Source organism: Aeromonas sp. FDAARGOS 1414, from assembly GCF_019047065.1.
Lineage (GTDB): Bacteria > Pseudomonadota > Gammaproteobacteria > Enterobacterales > Aeromonadaceae > Aeromonas > Aeromonas veronii_A.
On the sequence record NZ_CP077210.1, the window covers coordinates 3734662 to 3757869 of the forward strand.

General features: G+C 54.1%; 21 protein-coding genes. 10 read left to right on the plus strand and 11 right to left on the minus strand.

The features are described 5' to 3' along the window. Window positions 1-230: 230 nt before the first annotated feature. Entirely contained in the window at window positions 231-1286 is a 1056-nt protein-coding gene (locus I6L44_RS16910; protein WP_216952555.1) for a glycosyltransferase family 9 protein, read from the minus strand. Window positions 1287-1508: 222 nt separating this feature from the next. Here I6L44_RS16910 and I6L44_RS16915 point away from each other — a divergent pair, with 222 nt between their 5' ends. Both I6L44_RS16915 and I6L44_RS16920 read left to right on the plus strand, forming a co-directional pair. Next, the gene (locus tag I6L44_RS16915; protein WP_100644752.1) at window positions 1509-2222 is read left to right on the plus strand and encodes a 3-deoxy-D-manno-octulosonic acid kinase; all 714 of its coding nucleotides are present in this window, start codon (window positions 1509-1511) and stop codon (window positions 2220-2222) included. A gap of 70 nt (window positions 2223-2292) precedes the next feature. Continuing rightward, window positions 2293-3156 (plus strand): sensor domain-containing diguanylate cyclase, encoded by an 864-nt coding sequence (locus I6L44_RS16920; RefSeq protein ID WP_216952557.1) that lies wholly within the window; start codon window positions 2293-2295, stop codon window positions 3154-3156. A 6-nt stretch (window positions 3157-3162) separates the two neighbouring features. Here the strand turns inward: I6L44_RS16920 and I6L44_RS16925 are convergent, their stop codons facing one another. Beyond that, window positions 3163-4017, minus strand: coding sequence for a carboxylate/amino acid/amine transporter (locus I6L44_RS16925; RefSeq protein ID WP_216952559.1), 855 nt, complete (start codon window positions 4015-4017; stop codon window positions 3163-3165). Between the two features lie 39 nt (window positions 4018-4056). Here I6L44_RS16925 and I6L44_RS16930 point away from each other — a divergent pair, with 39 nt between their 5' ends. Further along, the gene (locus I6L44_RS16930; RefSeq protein ID WP_216952561.1) at window positions 4057-4518 is read left to right on the plus strand and encodes a DUF6314 family protein; all 462 of its coding nucleotides are present in this window, start codon (window positions 4057-4059) and stop codon (window positions 4516-4518) included. 504 nt (window positions 4519-5022) lie between these two features. Here I6L44_RS16930 and I6L44_RS16935 read toward each other — a convergent pair. Both I6L44_RS16935 and I6L44_RS16940 read right to left on the minus strand, forming a co-directional pair. Further along, window positions 5023-5184: a hypothetical protein gene (locus I6L44_RS16935; protein ID WP_005339236.1), complete on the minus strand. Its 162-nt coding sequence runs from the start codon at window positions 5182-5184 to the stop codon at window positions 5023-5025. Next, window positions 5169-6068 (minus strand): DMT family transporter, encoded by a 900-nt coding sequence (locus I6L44_RS16940; RefSeq protein ID WP_005355734.1) that lies wholly within the window; start codon window positions 6066-6068, stop codon window positions 5169-5171. The genes I6L44_RS16935 and I6L44_RS16940 overlap by 16 nt, the downstream gene beginning before the upstream one ends. Window positions 6069-6159: 91 nt before the next feature. Between I6L44_RS16940 and I6L44_RS16945 the strand changes: the two genes are divergently transcribed. Continuing rightward, window positions 6160-7119: a LysR family transcriptional regulator gene (locus tag I6L44_RS16945; RefSeq protein ID WP_005339232.1), complete on the plus strand. Its 960-nt coding sequence runs from the start codon at window positions 6160-6162 to the stop codon at window positions 7117-7119. Here I6L44_RS16945 and trpS read toward each other — a convergent pair. Continuing rightward, window positions 7098-8111 carry a tryptophan--tRNA ligase gene (trpS, locus tag I6L44_RS16950; protein WP_216952563.1) on the minus strand — a complete coding sequence of 338 codons (1014 nt, stop codon included), beginning with the start codon at window positions 8109-8111 and terminating at the stop codon, window positions 7098-7100. The genes I6L44_RS16945 and trpS overlap by 22 nt on opposite strands. A 192-nt stretch (window positions 8112-8303) precedes the next feature. After that, complete coding sequence (locus tag I6L44_RS16955) at window positions 8304-8741, minus strand: universal stress protein (RefSeq protein WP_005339229.1); 438 nt, start codon at window positions 8739-8741, stop codon at window positions 8304-8306. Between the two features lie 401 nt (window positions 8742-9142). Here I6L44_RS16955 and fabV point away from each other — a divergent pair, with 401 nt between their 5' ends. From fabV to I6L44_RS16975, 4 genes are all read left to right on the plus strand, one after another. Beyond that, window positions 9143-10330: an enoyl-ACP reductase FabV gene (gene fabV / locus I6L44_RS16960; protein WP_216952565.1), complete on the plus strand. Its 1188-nt coding sequence runs from the start codon at window positions 9143-9145 to the stop codon at window positions 10328-10330. 92 nt (window positions 10331-10422) lie between these two features. Then, window positions 10423-10947: a non-heme ferritin gene (gene ftnA, locus I6L44_RS16965; protein ID WP_005339225.1), complete on the plus strand. Its 525-nt coding sequence runs from the start codon at window positions 10423-10425 to the stop codon at window positions 10945-10947. 151 nt (window positions 10948-11098) lie between these two features. Beyond that, window positions 11099-12283 (plus strand): NAD(P)/FAD-dependent oxidoreductase, encoded by a 1185-nt coding sequence (locus I6L44_RS16970; protein WP_216954478.1) that lies wholly within the window; start codon window positions 11099-11101, stop codon window positions 12281-12283. 216 nt (window positions 12284-12499) lie between these two features. Next, on the plus strand, window positions 12500-13747 hold the full coding sequence (locus I6L44_RS16975; RefSeq protein ID WP_216952567.1) for a winged helix-turn-helix domain-containing protein: 1248 nt from the start codon (window positions 12500-12502) through the stop codon (window positions 13745-13747). 284 nt (window positions 13748-14031) lie between these two features. Here the strand turns inward: I6L44_RS16975 and I6L44_RS16980 are convergent, their stop codons facing one another. The 5 genes from I6L44_RS16980 to I6L44_RS17000 all read right to left on the minus strand — a co-directional run bounded on the left by I6L44_RS16980 (window position 14032) and on the right by I6L44_RS17000 (window position 19585). Further along, entirely contained in the window at window positions 14032-14940 is a 909-nt protein-coding gene (locus I6L44_RS16980; RefSeq protein WP_216952568.1) for a hypothetical protein, read from the minus strand. A 185-nt stretch (window positions 14941-15125) separates the two neighbouring features. Then, a complete protein-coding gene (locus tag I6L44_RS16985) occupies window positions 15126-15572 on the minus strand; it encodes a fimbrial protein (RefSeq protein ID WP_216954480.1) in 447 nt (148 codons plus the stop codon). A 130-nt stretch (window positions 15573-15702) separates the two neighbouring features. Further along, window positions 15703-16446 carry a fimbria/pilus periplasmic chaperone gene (locus I6L44_RS16990; RefSeq protein ID WP_216952570.1) on the minus strand — a complete coding sequence of 248 codons (744 nt, stop codon included), beginning with the start codon at window positions 16444-16446 and terminating at the stop codon, window positions 15703-15705. Window positions 16447-16480: 34 nt separating this feature from the next. Further along, the gene (locus I6L44_RS16995) at window positions 16481-18946 is read right to left on the minus strand and encodes a fimbria/pilus outer membrane usher protein (protein WP_216952573.1); all 2466 of its coding nucleotides are present in this window, start codon (window positions 18944-18946) and stop codon (window positions 16481-16483) included. 84 nt (window positions 18947-19030) lie between these two features. After that, the gene (locus I6L44_RS17000; RefSeq protein WP_216952575.1) at window positions 19031-19585 is read right to left on the minus strand and encodes a fimbrial protein; all 555 of its coding nucleotides are present in this window, start codon (window positions 19583-19585) and stop codon (window positions 19031-19033) included. 1083 nt (window positions 19586-20668) lie between these two features. Here I6L44_RS17000 and I6L44_RS17005 point away from each other — a divergent pair. Beyond that, window positions 20669-22342 carry a sensor histidine kinase gene (locus I6L44_RS17005; protein WP_162517188.1) on the plus strand — a complete coding sequence of 558 codons (1674 nt, stop codon included), beginning with the start codon at window positions 20669-20671 and terminating at the stop codon, window positions 22340-22342. Window positions 22343-22388: 46 nt separating this feature from the next. After that, window positions 22389-23120, plus strand: a complete 732-nt coding sequence (locus tag I6L44_RS17010; RefSeq protein ID WP_042082207.1) for a LytTR family DNA-binding domain-containing protein — start codon at window positions 22389-22391, stop codon at window positions 23118-23120. The last annotated feature ends 88 nt before the right edge of the window (window positions 23121-23208 follow it).

The window sequence follows — 23208 nt, forward strand, 5'->3', positions numbered from 1 at the left end:
CAGCCAAACGCAAAACGCGGAAAATTCTTGAGTCAGGAGGATGTAAAGGCGGCGAATTTTACCAGAAGGCGGCGAATAAAAAAACGGCCGGAATCATATTCCAGCCGATCAAAGTATTCGTAGCTTGCTGCGGGAGCGTAACCCACATCAGCCTGCATTGTGCCTTTGGCTGAGAGCAGAGGCTATCAGGTTATCCCTGCCTGATGGCTCGGAATTCCCGAGGTGCCCTGTCACTGCGGCAGCTGACGATCGGCACAGAGCCGATCGAACGTTGCGATCACCTGCTCGCTGGTGATTTTTCGCATGGCCTCCGGGTCCTTGAGACGGGTGCGCCAGCTCAATTCGGCCAGCGGCTTGCCGGTCTCCTGCTCAACCAGCTCCTGATAGACGCTGACCACGTAGTCGCGGCAGAGATATGGGCCGGTGCGGGCCGGATTGTGGTGGGCATAGAGGCCGATCACCGGCGTGCCCACTATGGTGGCCATATGGGTGGGGCCGGTATCGGGGGCCAGTACCAGACTCGCCTCGCCAATCAGCGCCAGCAGCTGCTTGAGGTTGGTCTGCCCCACCAGATCGACCGGCCTGCTCTGGCTGAGTTGCCGGATCTCGGCGGCCAGATCCCGCTCCAGCTTGGCCGGCCCGCCACAGAGATAGACCTGAAAGCCCTTGTTGGCGGCGTGATCCGCCAGCGCGGCATAGCCTGCGGCAGTCCAGTTCTTGAAGGCCTTGCTGGCGGCAGCGCAGATCAACAGGGTCGGTTTACCGCCAATCTTCTCCTTTGCCCACGCCTGATGTTCGGCGCTGATGGGCAGTTGCCAGTCCGGGGTCAGATCCTGGATGCCAAGCTCTTTGGCGAAGGCGAGGAAACCGTCCAGCACATGGGGGGAGTCGGGGGATGGCACCTTATGGTTGGTGAACAGCCGCTGGCCGTCGTTGGCCCGCTCCCGATCAAACCCGAGTTTGACCTTGGCCTTGATGCCGAGGGTGGCGATGCTGGCTCGCATCGCTGCCTGCAGGTGGAGCAGGGCATCGAATTTGCGCCCCTTGAGGGTATGCCAGAGATCGCGATAGCCGCGCCACCCCTTGCTCTTGTCGAAGGGGATTACCTCGACGCCGGGCAGCTCGGCAAACAGGGTTGCCTCGATTTTGCCGGTGATCCAGGTGATACGGGTCTGTGGCCACTCCCGCTGGATGACGCGCACCAGCGCCAGTGCGTGGCAGCAATCCCCGATGGCGGAGAGTCGCAGGATGCAGATGGAGGAGGGGGGCGTTTGAAATAGCGGCATGTTGTGGCGCACGGCTGGCAAAAAGGGTGGATGGCATTATGCAAACTCCCCTCTGGATTGTAAAATTGCGCACAATCGTCAGCCAGGATAGGCCGGGCCCAGTGCCATGACCTGTTTCTGCACGTCGTTGATTAAAGGCCACTATTGCGGGCATGCCAGAGCGGCAGCCTCATCGCCAATTGAAAAATTGCGATCCATGACCCACCGAGCGGGATCTCCACGATGCGAGTACAGACCGAACACAACCAGATCTGCTGGTATGCCGAAGGGGCCTTTTGCGACCCCTCTCCCCAGTTATTCGATCCTGCCTGGTGGCAGAGCAACCGTCAGGTGGTGGGAACCTCCATCGGGCGGGGGGTGACCTGGTTCGTCAAGGATGAGTCCCGCCATCTGGTGCTGCGCCACTACTATCGCGGCGGCATGGTGGGCAAGGTGGTGCGGGATCGCTTCTGGTTCGAAGGGGTCGAGTCGAGCCGCGCCATGGCCGAATACACCCTGCTGGCCAAGTTGTGCGAGCTGGGGCTGCCGGTGCCGCGTCCGTTTGGTGCCCGCATGGTTAAACAGGGCCCATTCTATCGTGCCGATATCCTGATTGAGCGAATTCGCGGTGCCAAGGATATGGTGGCGCTGCTCAAGCAGGGGCCGGTGGCGACCGAGGTATGGCACAAGATAGGCCAGACGGTGCGCCAGCTGCACGATGCCGGGGTCTATCACGCCGATCTCAACAGCCACAACCTGCTGCTCGATAAAGAGGGCAAGGTGTGGGTGATCGATTTTGACAAGGGTGCGATCCGCTCCCCCGGCGAATGGCAGAAGGCCAATCTGGAACGCTTGCTCCGTTCATTCAATAAAGAGTCTCAACTGCATACCAGTTTCCACTTCGTACCGGAGAACTGGCAGACCTTGATGAACGGGTATCAGGGAAAAGCACTCTGACCCTGTTGCTCGGCGTGAACGCCAATGTTACTTATTGAGCAGGTATTCAGATCCTGTTTCGAGGCGCCCCATGGAAATGCTCAAGACACCTTTGGTCGATGTGACTGCCCGGCTTGATCCGGGTCTGCTGTCTGATGCCATGGCGCTGCTGGAGGCGGGGATCTGGAGCTGGTCAGCCCAACATGGACTGCAGCGTGATCCCTCCTGCCTGCGCCTGTTGGGATTGGGAGAGTGCTGGCCGGATGATCTCGGCTGGCTGGATCGGGTTCATCCCGACGATGTTGCCCGGCTGGAAGATGCCCTGCTCGCCTGCCAGAGCGGCCGCAGCAGCGGTCTGCGCCTCGAATACCGCATTTTGCATCATCACGGTCACTACATCCGGCTGGAAGAGCGAATGCGTCGCGATGAGCGGGGGTATCTGCTGGGGGTGGTCCGTCACCTCGATCCTGCCGTGGTGCTGGTGGAGGAGCGACATGGCACCGATCCGCTGACCGGTCTGGAGAGCCGTGGCCGTTTCGAGCAACTGCTTGAAGAGCGGCTGGCGACCGAGAGCGGCACTTTCAGTCTGCTGCAGTTTTCGGTCGATCACATGGCCAAAATCCAGCAACTGTTTGGTGAAGCGGCTTGCGACGCCATGCTGGCCAAGCTGGCGCGTATCGTGCGTCACGAACTGCGGCGGGAAGATCCCTTCGCCCGCTGGGATGAGGACGGTTTTATCCTGATGCTCTCCCAGACCGAGCGGATGAGTGCGCTGGAGATCGCCGAGCGGCTGCGCCTCGAGATTGCCGATGCCAGCCTGCTGTCACAGCGGCCGGTCACCGTCAGCATCGGGCTGGTGCAGAGTCAGGCTGGCGAGCAGCTCGATCATCTGCTGGCCCGGCTGGCCAGCTGTCACAGTCAGGCCAGACGGGAGCACAACACCGTCGTCGGCTGAGTGTGGTCAGGGTTGGCCGCGCTTGTCACGCTGGCAGACCCAGAGCGAGGCCAGCATCAGCAGGCCGCCGATGGTCAGTCGGGTCAGGTCGGTATCCTTGCCCCAGAGCAGCAGATTGACCAGCAAGCCGGCCGGAATGAGCGCATTGTTCATAATGGCCAGCACCCCGCTGGTGACCAGCGTCGCCCCCTTGTTCCAGAGGAAGTAGCCGAGGCCGGAGGCTCCCACCCCCAGCCAGAGCAGAATGCCCCACTGCAACCCTGACGTTGGGTATTGCGGCTTGCCCAGCAGCCACCAGGCGGGCAGTGCGATCACCAGCGCTCCCAGATAGAAGCAGCCGAACACCGCCAGTTGCGGCGGTTGCTCCGCCTCCCTTGCCAGCAGTACCTTGTAGCCCACTTGACCCAGGGCGAAACAGAGGTTGGCCCCCTGCACCACCAGAAATCCCAGCACATAACTTTCGGTCAGGCCGTCGAAGCGGATGACGGCAGCCCCGACCACCGCCAGCAGGGCGCCCCACAGATAAGTGGGCTTGAAGCGCCCTTCCAGCAAGTCGTGGAGCAGGGTGACGTAGATGGGGGTGAAGATGGTAAAGACCAGCACTTCCGGCACTGTCAGCAGCAGGAAGGAGTGGTAGTAGAAGAGATACATGATGCCGAGCTGGATGGCGCCCAGCGCCATCAGCTTGGCCGCCAGATCGGGGCGCAGCCAGCGGCGGCGCAGGAAGGGCAGAAACACCAGACTGGCGAGGGCGATGCGGGTCAGCACCGAGAAGTAGGCATCCACCTGGCCAGCGAGGTAGACCCCGATCAGGCTGAAGGAGAATGACCAGAGCAGGGTGACCCCTATCAAGTAGTTCATGTGTTTGATTTATCGTCAGTTGTCAATTTTAAGGGGGCTATGATGGCCGAGATGGAAGCGGCAATCCAGTGTTTATGGGGGCGATTGCCACAGGTCGGAGCATTTTCCTTTACCGCCAGCAATGGCGAGGGGTCGGCGACCGACTGGAATGGTCGGGGCGAGGGGCGTGTGCAGGTGACCGATCATCAGGGTGGCTGGCTGTTTAGCGAGCAGGGTCGCTACACCACGCCCCATGGAAGGGTGCTCGCCATGCATAACCGCTTCTGGTGGCAGCGCAGTGCGCGGGGGATCCGTCTCTCCCATCTGCGTTATGAGGAGCCGGTCGAACTGTTCGAGCTGCTGCCGCAGGGGGATGGCTGCTGGCTGACAGCCGAGCCCCATCTGTGCGGGGCGGATCACTACAGCGCCGAGCTGACCGAGATAGACGGCGGTTTTCTGCTGAGCTGGCAGATCACCGGGCCGCGCAAGAACGAGCGACTCAGCTATCGCTATTCGGTTTGAGTTTCAGATGGTTGTCGTTGGCTTTTTTGGCCAGTCAGTCTGATATATCAGGCTGACTGGTGGAATGTGTATCAGTCTGGCGAGCTCGGCTAAGTTTCCCGTGAAGGTGTTGCTCACACTCTATGTTGTCAGTAGCTCTGCAAAAGCGTTTATCAGCCTTATCAGGGCAAACGCTGCTACGGCAACGCATAGGTTTTCTAACGGACTATTGGTCGCCAAGGCATGAAGGGTATCGGATATGACAAGATCAGTACGCATGTAAATTACCTTAATGAGTCGGTTTTATTCCTAATACCCAGTTCTTTAAGGATTCACCGTTGGTGAGAAACCACTGTTAGATCAGCCCCCCATCAAAACAGTTGATAACAGGTAACGGTCTTCTCCTGATCTCGAACATAAAAAAACCGGCGCAGAGCGCCGGTAGCGGGGGACAAATCGGAGGTTTTTTAAAACAGTCCCAAAAACAGGAGAGATAGACTCTCGTCACACATTCAGAGATGGATTTCAGGCATTCAGGGCATAGCTCAGCATGGCTTGCAGCTTGCTATCGAAGAACCAGGGCAGCAGTACCATCAGCAGGCCCAGGATCCCGGCCAGCCGCTGGCGATACTGCCAGCCGGCAATCAGAACCAGACCACCGCACAGTGTGGTCAGGATGCCTGACATAGGGAGACCTCGCGCTGCATGCGACGCTGTTGCGCCCACTGGTTCATGGCGACCGAGCCGAGGATCAGGGCCAGAGCAACACCTGTGGTGGGGTGGATCTGCTCGCCGAGGAACAGGGCACCCAGCATCACGCCGAACAGCGGCACCAGATAGTTGCTGAAGGAGGCGAACGTCGGGCCGGCCTTCTGGATCAGCGCCATGTAGAGGAAGTAGACCAGACCGGTACAGAGGGTACCCAGTACGGTGATCGCACTCAGGGCCTGGGTGCTCGGCAGGGTCAGGCTGCTGAGGTCAACCATGAAGGGGGCGACCAGCAGCAACTGGATTGCCGAGGAGATCAGGATATTGCGGGCGACCACGACCGGATGGTCCTTGGCGAAGCGCTTGATCATCAGCAGGCCGATGGCGAAACAGCTGGCACCCAGCAGGATGGCCATGGCACCGAGCAGACCGGCGTTCATGCCCTGGGAGAGTTTCGGCCAGAACAGGGTGAGTACACCGGCAAAGCCGATGATCACGGAAAGCAGACCGGTTTTGGTGATTCTTTCACCAGAAATAAACAGCGGTGCAGCCAGAATGGTCACAAACGGGATACAACCCATGACTACGGCGGCGATGGCGCTATCCACATACTGTTGGCCCCAGGCGACCATGATGAAGGGGATGGTGGCATCCAGCAGGGCGATCAGCATATAGGTGCGCCACGGGGTGTGCTCACTCTTGAGCCGCATGAACAGGCAGAGCAGACCCAGGGTCAGGCTGCCGCACAGGGCACGACCGGCAGCCACCAGAATGGGGGGCAACTCGGCAACGGCCTGGTGCATGAAAATGAATTGGGAACCCCACAGCAGGCCAATGGCCAGCAATAACAGATAGCTACGCATTTGAATCTCCGATGTATTAAGCCAGCGCATTCTAGGCAATCTGTTACTATGGTAAAAATGAATTGTTGGCATTTAACTATGGCTAATATCGATGGATAGCTCGCTCGCCCGTCTCGACCTCAACCTGCTCGCCGTATTCGACATGCTGATGCAGGAGCGCAACGTCACCCGTGCCGCCGAACGGCTGCATCTCTCCCAATCCACCGTCAGTCACGCCTTGGGGCGGCTGCGGGTGGCGCTGGATGATCCGCTGTTTGTGATGAGTCGGCGCGAGATGATGCCGACCGAGCGAGCCAAGGCGCTGGCCGGTCCGGTACGGCAGGCGCTGGCGATGCTGGAGCAGGGATTGCGGCAGGCCAAGGGGTTTGATCCAGCCACTGCGCGGCGGATTTTCCGCATCGCCACCCCGGGCTCGGTGGAGCACGGACTGGTACCGGTGCTGGTGGAGCGGCTCCATCGGCAAGCCCCTCACTGTCGGCTGGAGGTGTGCGAGCTGGCCGACAGCAACTACGAGCGGGAGCTGGAGAAGGGGGAGCTGGATCTGGTGATCGGTTTCGCCGGGGCGAATCACCTCTCACCCCGCTTGTGGCGGGAGGAGTGGTTCAACAACCCGCTGGTCTGCCTGTCGCCGCTCGGCAGCGAATTGCCCGATGTGCTGACTCCGGTCGAGCTGGTGAGCCGTCCCCACATCCACACCTCCAGCTGGGGTCACAGTCAGGCGATGGTGGAGCTCTGGCTGGCCCGCTTCGGGGTGGAGCGGGAGCTGGGCGTGCGGTTGCCGAGCTTTATGGCGGTGCCGCCACTGATGGCGACCGGCCGCTATCTGGTGGTGGTGCCCGAGATGATCGGGCGCCACTTCTGCCGCTACTACCCGCTGCGGATGCACCAGCTCGACCCCGCCATCCCTATCGTCTACCTGATGGCGGGGCACCCGCTCACCGCCCACGACGAGGCGATAGGCTGGTTCAAGAGCTTGTTGCACCAGCTGGTGTTCGACCTCTACGGCGACGATGCGCTCGGGACCCCCGCTCAGCGGATGTTGGCGAAGTAATCCAGCCCCATGGCGCTTTTCACCTCCGCCAATACCTCATCGGTGATGATGCGAGCCTGCTCGGTGCCTTGATAGAGCAGCTCCAGCAGCATCTTCTTGTCGGCGATGGCCGCGGCACGGCGCTCCCGCATCGGGGCGAGCAGGGTCTGCAGGCAGTCGTTGAGCACCTGTTTGCAGCGCATGTCCCCCAGTCCACCGCGTCGGTAGTGCGCCTTCATCTCGGCGACCAGCGCCTTGTCGGGGTGAAAGGCATCGAGATAGGCGAACACCGTATTGCCCTCCACCTGACCCGGATCGCTCACCTTGAGGTGGTTGGGGTCGGTATACATGGCGAACACCGCCTGTTTGACCTCTTCCGCCGACATGCCGAGCTCTATGGTGTTGCCGAGGGATTTGGACATCTTGGCCTTGCCGTCGATGCTGGGCAGGCGGCCGGTGTCACTCAGGATCGGTTGGCATTCGGTCAGCACCTCTTTGCCTACCAGAGAGTTGAAGCGGCGGACGATCTCGTTGGTCTGCTCCAGCATCGGCAGCTGATCTTCCCCGACCGGCACATGGCTGGCGCGAAAGGCGGTGATGTCGGCGGCCTGACTCACCGGATAAACCAGAAAACCGGCCGGCAGCGTGCGTTCGAACCCTTTCTGCTGGATCTCCGCCTTGACGGTGGGGTTGCGCTCCAGCCGGGCGACGCTGACCAGATTGAGGTAGTAGCAGGTGAGTTCGGCGAGGGCGGGCAGGGCGCTCTGCAGACAGAAGGTTGTCTTGGCTGGGTCGAGGCCGACCGCCAGATAGTCAGCCATCACCTCCAGTACGTTGTCGGTCACCTTGGCCGGGTTGTGGCCGTTGTCGGTCAACGCCTGTAAGTCGGCGATCATCACGAATTGACGGTAGTGGTGCTGGGCTTCGACGCGCTGGCGCAGGGAGCCGACATAGTGGCCGATGTGCAGTTTGCCGGTGGGACGATCGCCAGTCAGGATTACGGGGTTGTGCATGTCACTCTCTCCAGTTGGGTGAGCCGGGAGGCGACAAAGGGATAAAAACAGTTGACCGCCTCTCGGCGGTCACGGTGTTTTCTTTGGGAAATTTACAATAGAAACGCGGTGCCGCCTGTTTAGGAGCAGCACCACCAGTAGTTGTGATTGAATGCGGTCATATTCATAGCAAATCACACTACGCCGGTTTCATTACTTCTGCAATGGGACGACCAGCAGATCGCAGGGCACTGTATTCATCAGCTGACGGGCGCTGGAGGTGAGCAGGCTCCAGAAGCTCTGGCGATGGCCGCACACCAGCAGGTCGATCTCGTACTCCTTGACTGCCTGATTGACCCGCTCGCTCAGATCGCCGCAGATCACCAGCTTCTTCTCGATGGGATAGTCCACCGAGGCCAGAAATGCCTCCAGCTTCTCTTTCGCTTCGGCGATAACCTGATCCTGCACGTTGTCGATGTCGATATCGATCATCTCGGTGTAGAGATCCTTGAGGTCCACATCGACATGGATAACCGACAGCTTGGCGCCGTTGGAGCGGGCTCTGTCCACCGCCTTGTCGATCACCTTGCGGTTGTCTTCAGAGAGGTCGATCGCGGCCAGAATATGCTTGTAATAGGTTGTTCCACTCATGGGGGTTCTCCTTACCGATCCTTCAGCCCACTATACCAATCTCTGCTGAAACTAAAATGGTGCCTCAGGCACAGTTTTGGGATTTAAATGAGTTTAATGACGTGTGACACAGGGTCAGCCACTCAGTTATTAACCACTATTTGCCTATAAATTAAACAAGAGTTTGACGCCGGTCACACCCCTCGGCTTGCCGATCAGGGGGGAGAGGCATAGGATGGGCCCGTGCTTCGCAATGAACACAAAACAACAAAAAGCATCTGAATACCGCTTTGGGGAGCCACGTGCTCCCTTTTGTTTTTCTGCCTCAATTCCCGCGGCTTTTCTGACTGATAGCGATCCGGCATCAAGTTAATCTCCTTCGATTTGGTTATGCTGTAGCCAATTTCTTTGGAGGCCTTCCCATGATCATTCATCCCCAGATTCAAGGTTGTGTTGCCCGCAACTGTCACCCCATCGGCTGTCGCGCCGCCGTGCAGCAGCAGATTGAACGCATCAAGACTGCGGGCCCGTTCAATGGGCCCAAGCGAGTGCTGGTGCTGGGGGCCTCCTCCGGTTTCGGGCTGGCGTCGCGCATTGCGCTCGCCTTCGGTGCCGGTGCCGACACCATCGGCATCTCCTTCGAACGTGGCCCTTCCGACAAAGGATTGGGTAGCGCCGGCTGGTACAACAACATCTGGTTTCGCAAGGAGGCGGAGCAGGAGGGGCGTATCGCCATCAACCTGATTGGCGATGCCTTCTCCGACGGGATGCGCCAGCAGGCCATCGATACCATCCGCCAGCAGCTGGGGCAGGTGGATCTGGTGATCTATTCGCTCGCGAGCGGCATCCGGGTGCTGCCCGATGGCACGCAGGTGCGTTCGGTGCTCAAGACCACCGGCCAGCCGTTCAGCGGCTGGGGGTTGGATCTGGAGCGCGATACCTTGGTGCAGCAGTCGCTGGCACCTGCCACGCCGGAGGAGGTCCGCGACACCGTCACCGTGATGGGGGGCGAGGATTGGCAGCTCTGGATGCAGGCGTTGCAGCAGGCCGATTGTCTCGCTCCCGGCGCGCAGACCGTCGCCTACTCCTACATCGGCCCAGAATCCACCTATCCCCTCTATCGGGATGGCACCATCGGTTATGCCAAGGAGCATCTGCACGCCACCGCCGAGACCATCAACCTGCAGCTGGCCGAGATTGGCGGCCACGCCTGGGTGTCAGTCTGCAAGGCGCTGGTGACCAAGGCGAGCGCCTATATTCCGGTGCTGCCGGTTTATCTCGGCTTGCTGATGGGGGTGATGAAGGAGCGCGGTGTCCATGAGGGCTGCATCGAGCAGATGCAGCGACTGTTTGCCGCCAAGATGTATGGGGCCAATGGGGTGGTGGCCGATGGCAACCGGCTGATCCGGATGGATGACCACGAGCTCGACCCGGCTATTCAGGCCGCCGTCTCGGCGCTCTGGCCCAAGGTGACGCCGGACAATTTCCACGGGCTGGGGGACTTTGCCGGGCTGCGGCAGGACTTCATGCAACTCAACGGCTTCGAGCTGCCGGGCGTCGATTATGCTGCGCCGGTGGATGTCGCCTCCCTTGGGGAGCTGACCCCCTGAGCTGAAAGAAACGGGATCTCCCTCTCGTTGGCGGGTTGATTCGCGGCGGGAGTGTGGCGACAATCGATACCAAATCACTGAGGAGAAACAAGATGCTGGCCCAAGCCATGATCGAGAAGTTGAACGAGCAGATTAACCTGGAGTTCTACTCCTCCAATCTCTATCTGCAGATGAGCGCCTGGTGCGAAGACAAGGGCTTTGAAGGGGCGGCGACCTTCCTGCGCCAGCACGCGGTCGAGGAGCGCCAGCACATGGAGCGTCTGTTCACCTATGTGAGCGAGACCGGTGCCATGCCCAAGCTGGGTGCCATCGATGCCCCTCCCCACGAGTTCAAGTCGCTGGGTGACGTGTTCCGTACCACCCTGGAGCACGAGTACCACATCACCAAGTGTATCAATGGTCTGGCCCACGTAGCCTTCACTACCCAAGACTACTCCACCTTCAATTTCCTGCAGTGGTATGTGGCCGAGCAGCATGAAGAGGAGAAGCTGTTCAAGAGCATCGTCGACCGTCTGGGTCTGGTGGGTGAAGATGGCAAAGGCCTCTACTTCATCGACAAGGAGCTGGCCGAACTGGCCAAGGGCGCCCCTGCCAGCATCATGGACAGCAACGCCTGATAGTCGTGGACACTTAGTGTTCAGCCAGTACAATAACGGCCCTTTTAAGGGCCGTTGTTTATTCTGGTGGGCAGCCACTATGGTTGTGTTCCGCCAGAGGCAATCTCGGTTCTGGCCAGGTGCCGTTTCTATTTTTGATAAGTGAGTGATGATGAAGCAGGTCGATGTGGTGGTGATCGGGGCCGGTGCGGCCGGATTGATGTGTGCAGCGCAGGCGGGCTACCGTGGCCGCTCCGTGCTGGTGCTCGACAACGCCAAGAAGCCGGGCCGCAAAATCCTCATCAGTGGCGGTGGCCGCTGCAACTTCACCAACCATCAGGCGGGCGCTCACGCCTACCTGTCGGAGAATCCCCACTTCAGCAAGTCGGCGCTGGCCCGCTACACCCAGCAGGATTTCATCGATCTGGTGGATCGCCACGGGGTCAACTATCACGAGCGCACTTTGGGGCAGCTGTTCTGTCTCGAGAGTGCCAAGGAGATCGTCGATGTGCTGCTCACCGAGTGCGACTGGGCCGGGGTGGCCCTGCAGTTCCAGACCGAGATCCTCACTGTCAGCAAACAGGACGAGGGCTTCGTGCTGACCACCAGCAAGGGTGAGATCGGCTGCCACTCGCTGGTGGTGGCGACCGGCGGTCTCTCCATGCCCAAGCTGGGCGCTACCCCTTACGGCTTCAGACTGGCGGAGCAGTTCGGCCTCAAGGTGCTGCCGACCCGCGCAGGTCTGGTGCCCTTTACCCTCCATCAGGCCGAGAAAGAGGCGTTCACCGATCTGGCGGGCATCAGCCTGCCGGTAGCGGTGACTGCCGAGGATGGCACCCGCTTCAAGGAGGCGATGCTGTTCACCCATCGCGGCCTCTCCGGTCCCGTCATCCTGCAGATCTCCTCCTACTGGCATGCCGGCGAGAAGATCCACATCAACCTGCTGCCGGAGCTGGATATTCCGGCTGCCCTGCGTGAATGGGCGCAGGCGCACCCGGCGCAGGAGCTGAAAACCGTGCTGGGGCGCGAGCTGCCAAAGCGCTTCGTCGACAAGCTGGTGGAGCTGGGTCAGCTGGTCAGCAAGCCGATGCGCCAGTACAACGAGCGGGAACTGGAAGCGGTGGCCAACCTGCTGGGTGACTGGCAGATCCTGCCCAACGGCACCGAGGGGTATCGCACCGCCGAAGTGACCCTGGGTGGCGTCGATACCAACGAGCTCTCCTCCAAGACCATGGAAGCGCGCAAGGTACCGGGCCTCTACTTCATCGGTGAAGTGGTGGATGTGACCGGCTGGCTCGGTGGCTACAACTTCCAGTGGGCCTGGTCTTCCGGTTGGGTGGCCGGGCAGTACTGCTAATTCGGGTATATCCCCTGTTGGAGAGCCCAAGAGAACATTATGTATAAGTGTGGTTCTTCATTGCCGACATACTGGGGGCCGAGTATGTCGGCTTGGGGCTGTGCCTACAGTTATCTGTTCATGATTACGTGTTACCGCATTCCCTAGAAAATTCCTCTAAGGTATATAAAATCATATACAATGTAGTTCAACAGAACGTTGAGATTAAATAAAATCATGACAAAGCAATATAAGTATAACGACACGTTCATATTTGAACCTGAGACATACAGAATTATTCTTGACGAGAAAGAAATAAAGCTCAGTCAAAAAGAAACCGTATTGCTGGAAGTGCTTTGTGATAATAGTCTGCGAGTTGTTGAAAGAAAAAAAATACTTGATGATATTTGGGGTGAAACAGAAAGCAGGGATATTAGTCTCAACAAAACAATTCTTCTACTACGTAGGAAGTTTGAGTCTATCGGGATTTTCAATTCTATAGAAACAATTCCTCGTGTGGGTTACATTTTCAAGTTGGAGGTTGAACTTGGTCATGGTGATGAATTGTCACACCGTACGGAGGTGATCACAAAGACTGAGGAATCCGATGATGTTGATGCAAACGAGGAACAAAGACTCTTTGATCGCGGTCGACTTGATAAATATATATTAATGTTCTTTGTTTTTATTGTTACTGTCATTTCAGCTATTACATCATATTATATTTTGACAGAAAAAGATGAGGTTTCATTAGAATTTAGAAAGCTTGAAAAGATAAAGGAATTAGCAACACCAAGTGTTAATCGTATTGTTATGTATACAGAGGATATTCGTTCCCCTGACGAGTATAAATATATTGAAAAGTTGATAAAAAAAGACCGAAACTTTTATGCTCTTGCATCAAAAGATGCATTCTCATATTTGGACTTTAATATAAAGGATAATATAGTTTGGCAAAAAACATTTTTAATGGATGAGCGGCTGGACATAAAGAAACAGCTGGAATGCATTGCTCAGAATATTAATCTTGAAGCTGTTTCACCGATCAATGTACACGATATTCCTGGGATGGGATTTGTGCGTTTGAGATTCTATCGCCCATGCCAGATTAAAGCAGACTATATCGGTTATATGTTGATCAAAACTACCGGCATTGATAATGATAATGTTGAACAAGCCGCATGGGCTCAAGATTTGATGTTTAACGATGCAAAGCAAAACATGGTGTTTGAAATAAAAAAGATTTCTCGCGTGCATTTTTATGAGAATGGTTTGAGACATCTTGAGAATAAGTCATTGAAGGTCAAATCGATACAGCAAGATATTTTGCAAGCCGATCCTCAAATTTATACCATTTTTGATCAATTTACACAGGATGATGCTTATTTGCGCACAATTAAGATAAAAAATGAGATTGTTCATGTAACAAGTCTTTTTGGTGGGGTTTTATTTTATACAAAAGTATTCAATGGTAAAAATAGTTAGTACTTTAAGAAAGTTGAGTGTCTCATTAATATGGATGATTACTTGTCGCCAGATAGAGAAATGACTGACACATTGTTTTATAAATAGAATTATCGGTAATGAGATGTTAATAAAGTCAGAATAATAATGCTTGTTTTGATATGGAGTTATAAGTAAAAGCTAATATATAAAGCGTATGTGTCAAGTTACAATCTGATATCAGCGTCAAAGTGATATCAAATTATAACTTAATCTTTACTTTATATGTAACGAGCCGAAGCAGCACTTCCAAATTTTCTGGGCATTTAATCTACCGTAAATACAATTATTCCCGCACCTCGATGTAAACCTAGAGTATTCACGCCTGAAAATAGGCATTTAGCGATCACTTTTTTCCGCATTCCATATTGCACTGTTAACTTATGAGGTTTATTTGGACCAGAACCTAAATCAAGATTACAATAACCTCCACCATCTAAAACCAATTGACCTTTTTCATCGGTTAATTTAATTGTGCCTGAGGTTGTATTCGTACACTCTAAGTAACTTTCTGCACTTGCAGACATATTTTTAAATTCGCTTGCTGTACCTTTTGCATTTATGGAAATGTTAGGGCCAAATTTACAACTCTCAGCTGGTTTATAACCTGATACGCAATTTGATATTGGTCCAGGATATGAGGCTGATTGTACTATATCTCTTCCATAAAAAAGACATAAATCAGGGCCTGATTTAAGTCTACGACTACCGATAGTATCATATAAGGGTCTCTGAAGTACGCCATTATTTCGCCAGCAAGAAATAACCTTTCCTAACGTTTTATTTTCATTGGAATTTACACAGCTTCGCCATGACTCTGAGTTAATGCCACCGGCATCATATGATTTATACCCATCAAGTTGTTTGTTTGGCCATGACCTTTCAACTAACCAAGCTAATATGGAACAATCACCCCATTTCTTACCAGCACATAAATTAGGCGTGAGATCATTATTATCTCCCCCAATAATTACCGCTTTCATATATGGATCGCCTTTCGTTGTAAGTCCTGGAGCTTCGGTTAAAGAAATGGAAAGGCTAGATGCATAGGTATTTGTTATGCCAAGTAAAAAAACAAACATAACATTTGTTATGAAGCACCAAAAGTAACCAAGGTGTTTTTTAAAATCACTGGTGCTAAATACACCTCGTATTATTTCGAAAAAAAAGACCATATAACCTCAGTATCACATAAATATTAATAAGGTGCTAAAAATTGCTATTAAGAGAGCATGGAGCATGATGCTTAACTTAAGTTTAAGACTTATCCACCACCGCATGTAGAAATTTAGTAAGCCACGGGGGGTCGTCGAAAATCTCGAGAAGGAACACTGTGGATTCTAATTTTAACTCAGTATCTTTACTCATACTCTAGCTTGAAGTTGGCACTTGTACTAAACGTACCTGATACCAAGCCCGTTTGTCCCGATGGTAGCAATTGCACATAGGTCGCAAAGGTCAGTACGTTGTCACCAGCAGTTAACATCAATGCACGGCTTGCTTTGTTGAGGGGTAATGCCTTTCCCTGATGCTCCAGTCCGATGGCAATCCCTTTGGCGGTACTGTCCCCCATCAGCGCCAGCAAGTCCGGATTGTCTGGCGCTCCTTGACCACTGAATGTCACCTTCACACCCTTGGAGATATCGGGGTCACACTCTTCAAGATGAAGCTGAAACTCTCTACTTGGTGTGCGTTTGTCCCTCAATAACTCTTTGTTCACGATATTGCCAAAGTTGACGGTGATGGTTTCATCACCGGGGCGCAGCGAACAGGCTTGATTGACTACCTCTGCGACAACATTAATCATCAAGTTATCACTCCCCGCCTGAGCTTGAGACGGGAGAAGCATGCCCTGCAATGTGATCAATATGAACCACAGGTAACGAACACCTGAGTGGGCCGCGCGCGGAGAAGAGCCTGGCGACATATTTATCTCTCTATTTTGCATCTTGAGCGGGCAACAAATGGCAGATCCCGGTGCAGCGGTAGCTCAGGGTTCGACGGCCGCCGTAGTCATCCACATAGGTAAAAGTGGGTTGCTGGCCAAGCTGGGCCACACCAAGATTGACCATGGCACTGCTATTGGGGGCAATCATGACTGGCTCAAATCCCGTAGTACTACCCGCATTGAGTGTGCGGGCCCCATCCACAATGGAGATGTAGTAAGGGGTCGGATTGGTCAACTGGTATTTTCCTCCTACCGCTTGCAGGGTAACTTTTTCTTGCCACGGCGCTTGGTTGCTGCCCGGCTCAACCAGCAGAGTTGCGGGGCGGTAGAAGAACTTGATCCGGGTTTGCAGTGCAAGCTGCAGGGTGTTTGGCTTGTCGCTGCGAGGGGGAATCTCCCGCAAGTTGAAGTAGAACAAGCTCTCTTTATCCTGGGGCAGCAGAGCGACAGCGGGTAATGCTTGCACCTTGACCAGGCTCTCCATACCCGGCTCCAGCCGCTGAACCGGTGGCAACAGGGTGAACGGACTATTTATCTTGTTGCCATTGGCATCTTCCAGCCAGGCCTGGGCCAGGTAAGGCAGTGTTTTGTTGTTATTGTGGATCGTCAGGCTCATTGAATTGGCTCCCGCCGGGTAGATCACCCGGGTACGATCCAATGAGACGGCAGCCTGAACCTGGCTAGCCATCATGGTTAGCAATAGAGGCAGAGTGAACAACAGTTTCTTGGTCATATCGGTTTATCTCAATCTGGTTATACAAAATCGATTACTGACAAGTCAGTCTCGCCGTCGTGTAGACTTCTGGTAGCGGTGATGGCAAATAAAAGCGGCAATGCTGCTCGCTGCCCCAGCGAGCCTCCACAGGACTTCCTTCATGCAGGCCTGCGAGATAGGCCATGCCATCATCACCGACCATCCCCAATTGTTGCCCCTTGTCATTGACGACTTCAGCGGCGAATGGAACTGGGCTGCCATCTGTTTTGACCAGTTCAAGCATGCGCTTGCCGCCCGACAACATATCGAAATGACGATAACCGATAGCTCCTTCGGTCAGGGTCCCCATGGAAATAGGTGTCCCAATAGGCTCAACATCATCACCCAATTGATCGATGTCGATGCTGGTTCGTTGACGATAGTAGCTGGATATATCGGCTACAACCGCCTTGCCATTTTGATTCGTGAAGGTTACTGGCCCGCCGGTGTGTACAGGCACACCGCTGGCCCCGTCAGTATCTACCATGATACGACTGCCCCCCATCATGCCTACCCGGTGCATGGCAATCCCCTCTTTGGTCGCAGTAATTCCGCCATTGATGGAGAGCCCTGCGGCTATTGAACTACCTGCCTGGTGACTAACGTTGGCCATCAGGGTGGTTTTGTCGCCAGTGTGGGTATAGAAACCGCTGGCGCTTTCACCTGCTGGCGAGGTTGAGGCCGTGACTGAGTAACTGTTACGGTCATCCACCCGGTTGAAGAGGCTGATATTGTTGGTGGTTTTGCCCCCCATGGTTGAGGCGCTGTAACTCACATGTTTGTTCAGCCCAAAGGGAATCGACAGTGTGAAGTACATGCCATTATCAGTCTGACGGCCCTGCTCGTTGTGATAGGTGGTGAGCGAGGTCGCCAGGCCACGCCACTCCATTACATCAAAATAGTGAGACAGAGAGAGGCTGATACGCTCACTATCTGTCTGGGACCAGTAAGACTGATGGGTGTAATCGATATATGCTCCCAGCTGAGCTGCTTTGAATTGCTTGCTTAGCCTCACGTTATAAAGTTCTCTGGAGCCGCCCCTGTATGGTTGGCCAATCTTGCGGGCGGCCATAAAGTCATTCATGTTCATAAAATCCCGCTCCGAGAAGCGGTAACCGGCAAACGCCACTTGGCTGTCATACTCTTCGAAGTTCTTTGAATAGTTGATTCGATAAGAGCTGCCAGTTTTTGAGCCCTCTGCCAACTGGGCACGAGATTCAGTGATATCGAAAGAGATAGCACCTAATTGCAGCAAATCACGTCCAACCCCGACAGAGAGTGCATCGTAACCCTCACTGAGCAGAGCCCCTCCCAACAGTGACCATCCATTGCTCACGCCCCAAGAGAATTCACTGCTGGCAAAGGCCGGTCCATCCAAGCGATGGGGTTGACTGCTGATCTTGCCACTATTGAACTTGTAGCGTATCGAGCCTGGTCGGGAGAGATAGGGGATGCGAGAGGTGTTGACCTGAAAAGTCTGCACCGATCCATCCTGCTCCTCTACTCTGACATCCAGGGTGCCGCTGACTGCGCTGCTCAAATCCTGAATACGAAATGGCCCGGAAGCCACCTGCGTTTCATAAATAACGCGCCCTTGCTGACTAATCACCACCTTGGCGTTGGTCTTGGCAATACCTACCACTTCCGGGGCGTAGCCACGCAAGTCGGGGGGCAACATGTTGTCATCGTTAACTACAGAGGCGCCTGTATACAGAAAGCTATCGAACATGGAGTTACCCAGATCGAGTTCGCCCATCGTCAACTTGGCGCTGAGTTCGGGTAAGGCGCGATAGGCATACACACGACTGACATCTAGCTCACTTTGGGAGCCTGCTTGCTCTTTGTTACGCTCATAACGACCCTGCCAGTCAGCCCGCAGCCGCCAGGCCCCCATATTGACACCTGCCACACCATAGGCACTGACATTGGTTGTGTCACCATTACCATGGGTCGAATGGTTCTCTTGCAGATTGATGCCATAATCGAGCAGGGCACCATTGACCCCTTCATCCCAACGTGACGGGGGATCCCAGGAGTCACTCACATAATCCCGATATGCTTGAGGGACAGAAATGAGAAGCGTGTCTTTGCTGATATCGCCCTTGATCACTATTCCTTCGAGTACGTCAGGATTAAGGCAAGAGCCACTCTTCCCACTAGTCAGCAGACGTTCCAGATCGTGATTTTTAAGGCCCAATTCATTGGCCAGCGCAACGGTCAAACACAGCTGTGAGCTGTTGCTGGAGGTTGCTTGAAACTTGACGTTACGCTCGCCAATAAAGGCATCGTTTACCACCATTTGCATGGAGTATTCACCGGGTACAATATAACCCGCCTGTTTAAAAGCACCTGATTCAATGCTTTCTTTATCTTTAACATCCAACAGGTCAGTATTGAACTCAATATCACCTGCGTGAGAACTTTTTGCCACACTCATAAAAATGAAAAAAATGGCCAACGATAATAAAGATTTTTCCATAGATTTCAATTTATAAGGTAAACAAAAGGAAACGCGCCTCCCTGCACGTAATTACTGGATAAATGTTTGATTAAATTTAAATATTTACTGGTAGGTCATGATAAAATCAGTGGTTGCACTAAATTCACCCGGGATTGCTTTTTCGCCGTCACCCGCTTTGATATTGCTTACCAACTTGGCACCAAATTTCAGGTGATTGTCACCCTCAACCAGAGTGGCAGCTTTGGTCGGGGTGCCCAAAACAACTTCAGAACCATCCAGTTGGCTAATCATGGCGATAGCCGCACCTTTTGCGAAACCATTAATGGCTAAATGTTTTTTCTCAGTATCATCAGGAATGCCGTTGAAGGTAATCGCGGCAGTTTTGGCGGTATCAAGAGAGCAGCCTTCAAGATGAATATCGAACGGACGCAGAGGACCCTCACCTTGATGCTCGAGTACACTGTTGGAGATTTGTCCCATATTAATTGTTTGATCTACGCTTTCCGGGGAGATAGAGCAGGGGGCATCTACAATCGCACCAATAAATTTGATCACGCCATGGCCTTGATCAGTTGCTGCTGGAGTTGCACTATTTTCAGCATAACTGGCGCCAGAGAATACAGCTAGCAATACAGAAGCTACAATTGCCTTTTTCATATTTTACCTTTTTAATCTGAATTGAGAGTTTCATTATTGACAAGACTAAGGTTGTCAGAAATGAAACAGGTTTTGAGAAAAAAATAAGTTTTTATTAGAAGATTTATTGTTGTGTCACGTCATCAGAGACATGTTGATGACTGATTTTGGTGGTTATTTAATCACCGGGGTTGATGGTTTTCAAAATATTTAAAAATACAAAAAAATACCAATAAAAACAGGGTTTTGTCTTTTACCTGTGATGTTGAAAAGGAGGGTTGGAAGTCATGGTATTTTATGTAATTTAATATATTTTGTTTTTTTGTTGTATTCTTTCTACCCCTTTAGGGTTGGCATGCAAAGTACCTGGAGATTCATGATGGTGACTGGCATGTTGGTTTGAACTTGTGATTTTTTTGATAAAGCGAGGAAAATAACAACTTATTTGCACTGATATATTTTATGTTGTTTTTAGATCTTTTATATTAAATTGCTTTCTGAAGTCGGTCACTCATTTAAATTGGTGGTGTTTAGTAAGCGTATAGCAATCAGGGTGATTAAAAATTCAGTGGATTTTATTTTTACTGGTGCGTGCATCACGCCTATCATTTTATAGGCGGTAAATGATGTTTTTGCTCCAAAAAGTTAGCTTGGTATCAAGGGTACCAATCTCACAGATAGCAAAATAAAGTGGCAAGTCTTCAATGATGAGTAGAGAAATTAAGATTGTCTACTTGAGTAGACTATTTCCTATGTTAAATAAATCATCAATGATTTTTGAAAGGATGTTTTTGAGGCTGGGATTCAGAGATGGCTTTTGAATATATTCAGTTTTGCACTGTACAGGTAATTATCTCTAAAAGTATGGTTGATAGAGGATTTTGTTGTGCGTGGAGCTTGGATGACGGATGCCATTACATTAACCGTGAGCTGTTTTTTTAGCTGGCAAGTTAGTAGCCAGTAACTTGTGCTGACTCGTTATCCATAGACATGGTTTCGTTTTATTCGTACGGTTAGGCCACTTTCATCCTGTTTCGAAATCAGTACATTGCCAGCAAATAGGATATGATCCGGAGTACTCTTGGTTGATGCAGGAATACAGTTGTGCTTGAAAATCAGATGATGCTGCTGGCGGTGTTCGAACGGGCGGCGCTGATGCTGATGACCCTCTTCTTCCTGACCCGCACCCGGCCGTTCCAGCGGCTGTTCCAGAAGCGGGATCACACCCCGGCTGAGCTGGTGCTGGTAGCCTCCATCTTCTGTTTGTTTGCAGTGTTCAGTACCTACACCGGCATTCCGGTGGAGGGGGCGCTGATCAATGTGCGGATCATCGCCATCATCTCCGGCGGCATCCTGTTTGGCCCCTGGGTCGGCATTCCGGCCGGGGTTATCTCCGGCCTGCACCGCTACCTCATCGACATGGATGGCCACACCTCCATCCCGTGCCTTATCGCCAGCATCATCGCCGGTCTGCTCGCCACCTGGTTGCATCTGCGCTGCCGCAAGTCGCGGCTCTGGCTCTACGGCATTCTGGCGGGGATGCTGTGTGAAGGGCTCACCATGCTGCTCATCTGGCTGCTGACCGAGCCGCACGAGGTGGGCGTCGAGATCGTCAGCCATATCGCTTACCCGATGATCGCCGGGGCGCTCTGCATCGGCCTCATCATCAAGCTGGTGCAGGATCTGGATGACGAGAAGGAGCTGATTGCCGCCAAGCAGGCCAAGCTGGCGCTCGATATCGCCAACAAGACGCTGCCCTTCTTCCAGAACATCGATCGCCACTCCCTCAGTCAGGTGTGCGATGTGATCCGGCGCGACATCAGCGCCGATGCGGTGGCCATCACAGATACCCATGACGTGCTGGCCTATGTCGGGGTGGGCAAGGACTATTACGAACTGGATGAGCACCACGCCATCAGCGGCATGACCCAGCAGGCGGTGCTGCTCGACCAGATCATCATCAACAACGATCTGCGCCAGTATCACCTCTCCGATTTCCACTCGGTCATCATTATTCCGCTGCGGGAAAACGGCTCGGTGAGCGGCACCCTCAAGATTTACTACCGCCGCACCCACAGCATCACCAGTTCGCTGCGAGAGATGGCGGTGGGCCTCTCCCAGCTCATCTCCACCCAGATGGAGGTGTCGCGCATCGAGCAGCTCAAGGAGATGACCCGCAAGGCGGAGTTCACCGCGCTGCAGAGCAAGATCAACCCGCACTTCCTGTTCAATGCCCTCAACGCCATCTCGTCGCTAATCCGCATCCGGCCCCAGCAGGCGCGCCAGCTGATCGCCAATCTGGCGGATTACCTGCGCTACAACCTCAACAAGGGGGATGAGCTGATCGACATTCAGGAGGAGCTGCAGCAGGTGCGCGACTACGTGGCCATCGAGCAGGCCCGCTTCGGCGACAAGCTGGAGGTGGTGTTCGAGGTGGACGATGTGCACATTCAGGTGCCGAGCCTGCTGTTGCAGCCGTTGGTGGAAAACGCCATCCTGCACGGCATCCAGCCCCGCAGCGCGCCGGGTCGGGTCACCATCGAGGTGAAGCAGCTGGCGGGTGGCATCCGGGTGGCGGTGCGGGACACAGGTTACGGCATCAGTCAGGCGGTGATCGACGGGGTGGCCGCCGGTCGGGTGGAGAGCCGCAGCATCGGCCTGATGAACGTGCATCAGCGGGTCAAGCTGCTCTATGGCGACGGCCTGCACCTCAAGCGGCTGGAGCCGGGTACCGAAGTGAGTTTCTATCTGCCGGATCAGGAGTCGATGCCATGCTGAGAGCCATCATGGTTGAGGATAAGTGTGTGCCGCGAGAGGTGTTGTCATGCTGAAAGCGATCATTGTGGAAGACGAGTATCTGGCTCGCGAGGAGTTGATCTATCTGGTGAATCAGCACAGCCAGATCGAGATAGTGGCGAGCTTCGAGGATGGGTTGGAGGCGTTCAAATACTTGCAGGATCACGAGGTGGATGTGGTGTTTCTGGATATCCAGATCCCCTCCATCGACGGCCTGCTGCTGGCCAAGAACCTGCACAAGTCGAGCCATCCGCCCCATATCGTCTTCGTCACTGCCTACAAGGAGTTTGCGGTGGAAGCGTTCGAGCTGGAGGCGTTCGACTACATCCTCAAACCCTACAACGAGCCGCGCCTCATCAGCCTGCTGCAAAAGCTGGAGCAGGCGGGCAAGTCGCAGGCGGGGCAGGGGAGCGAACCGGGGGCAGCGCACAATCGCACCGTCAATCTGGTGAAGGGGGAGCGCATCATCGTCACCCCCTGCGAGCAGATCTACTACGCCGAGGCCGACGAGAAGCTCACCTATGTCTACACCCGCGACGATCGCTACGTGATGACCATGACCATCAGCGAGTTTGTCAGCCGGCTGCCTGCCGAGGGGTTCTTCCGCTGCCACCGCTCCTACTGCGTCAACATCAACAAGATCCGCGAAATCGTCCCCTGGTTCAACAGCACCTATCTCATCCGACTCCATGATCTGCCGTTCGAGGTGCCGGTCAGTCGCAGCAACATCAAGGCGTTCCGTCAGCTGATGCGGCTCTGATTGTCATTCATTCCCGCCGATCTGCATTTCATGCCTTAATCGATCGGCGCGAACTGCGTCTTGCCTATAGTGGCCTCAATTTCCTTAA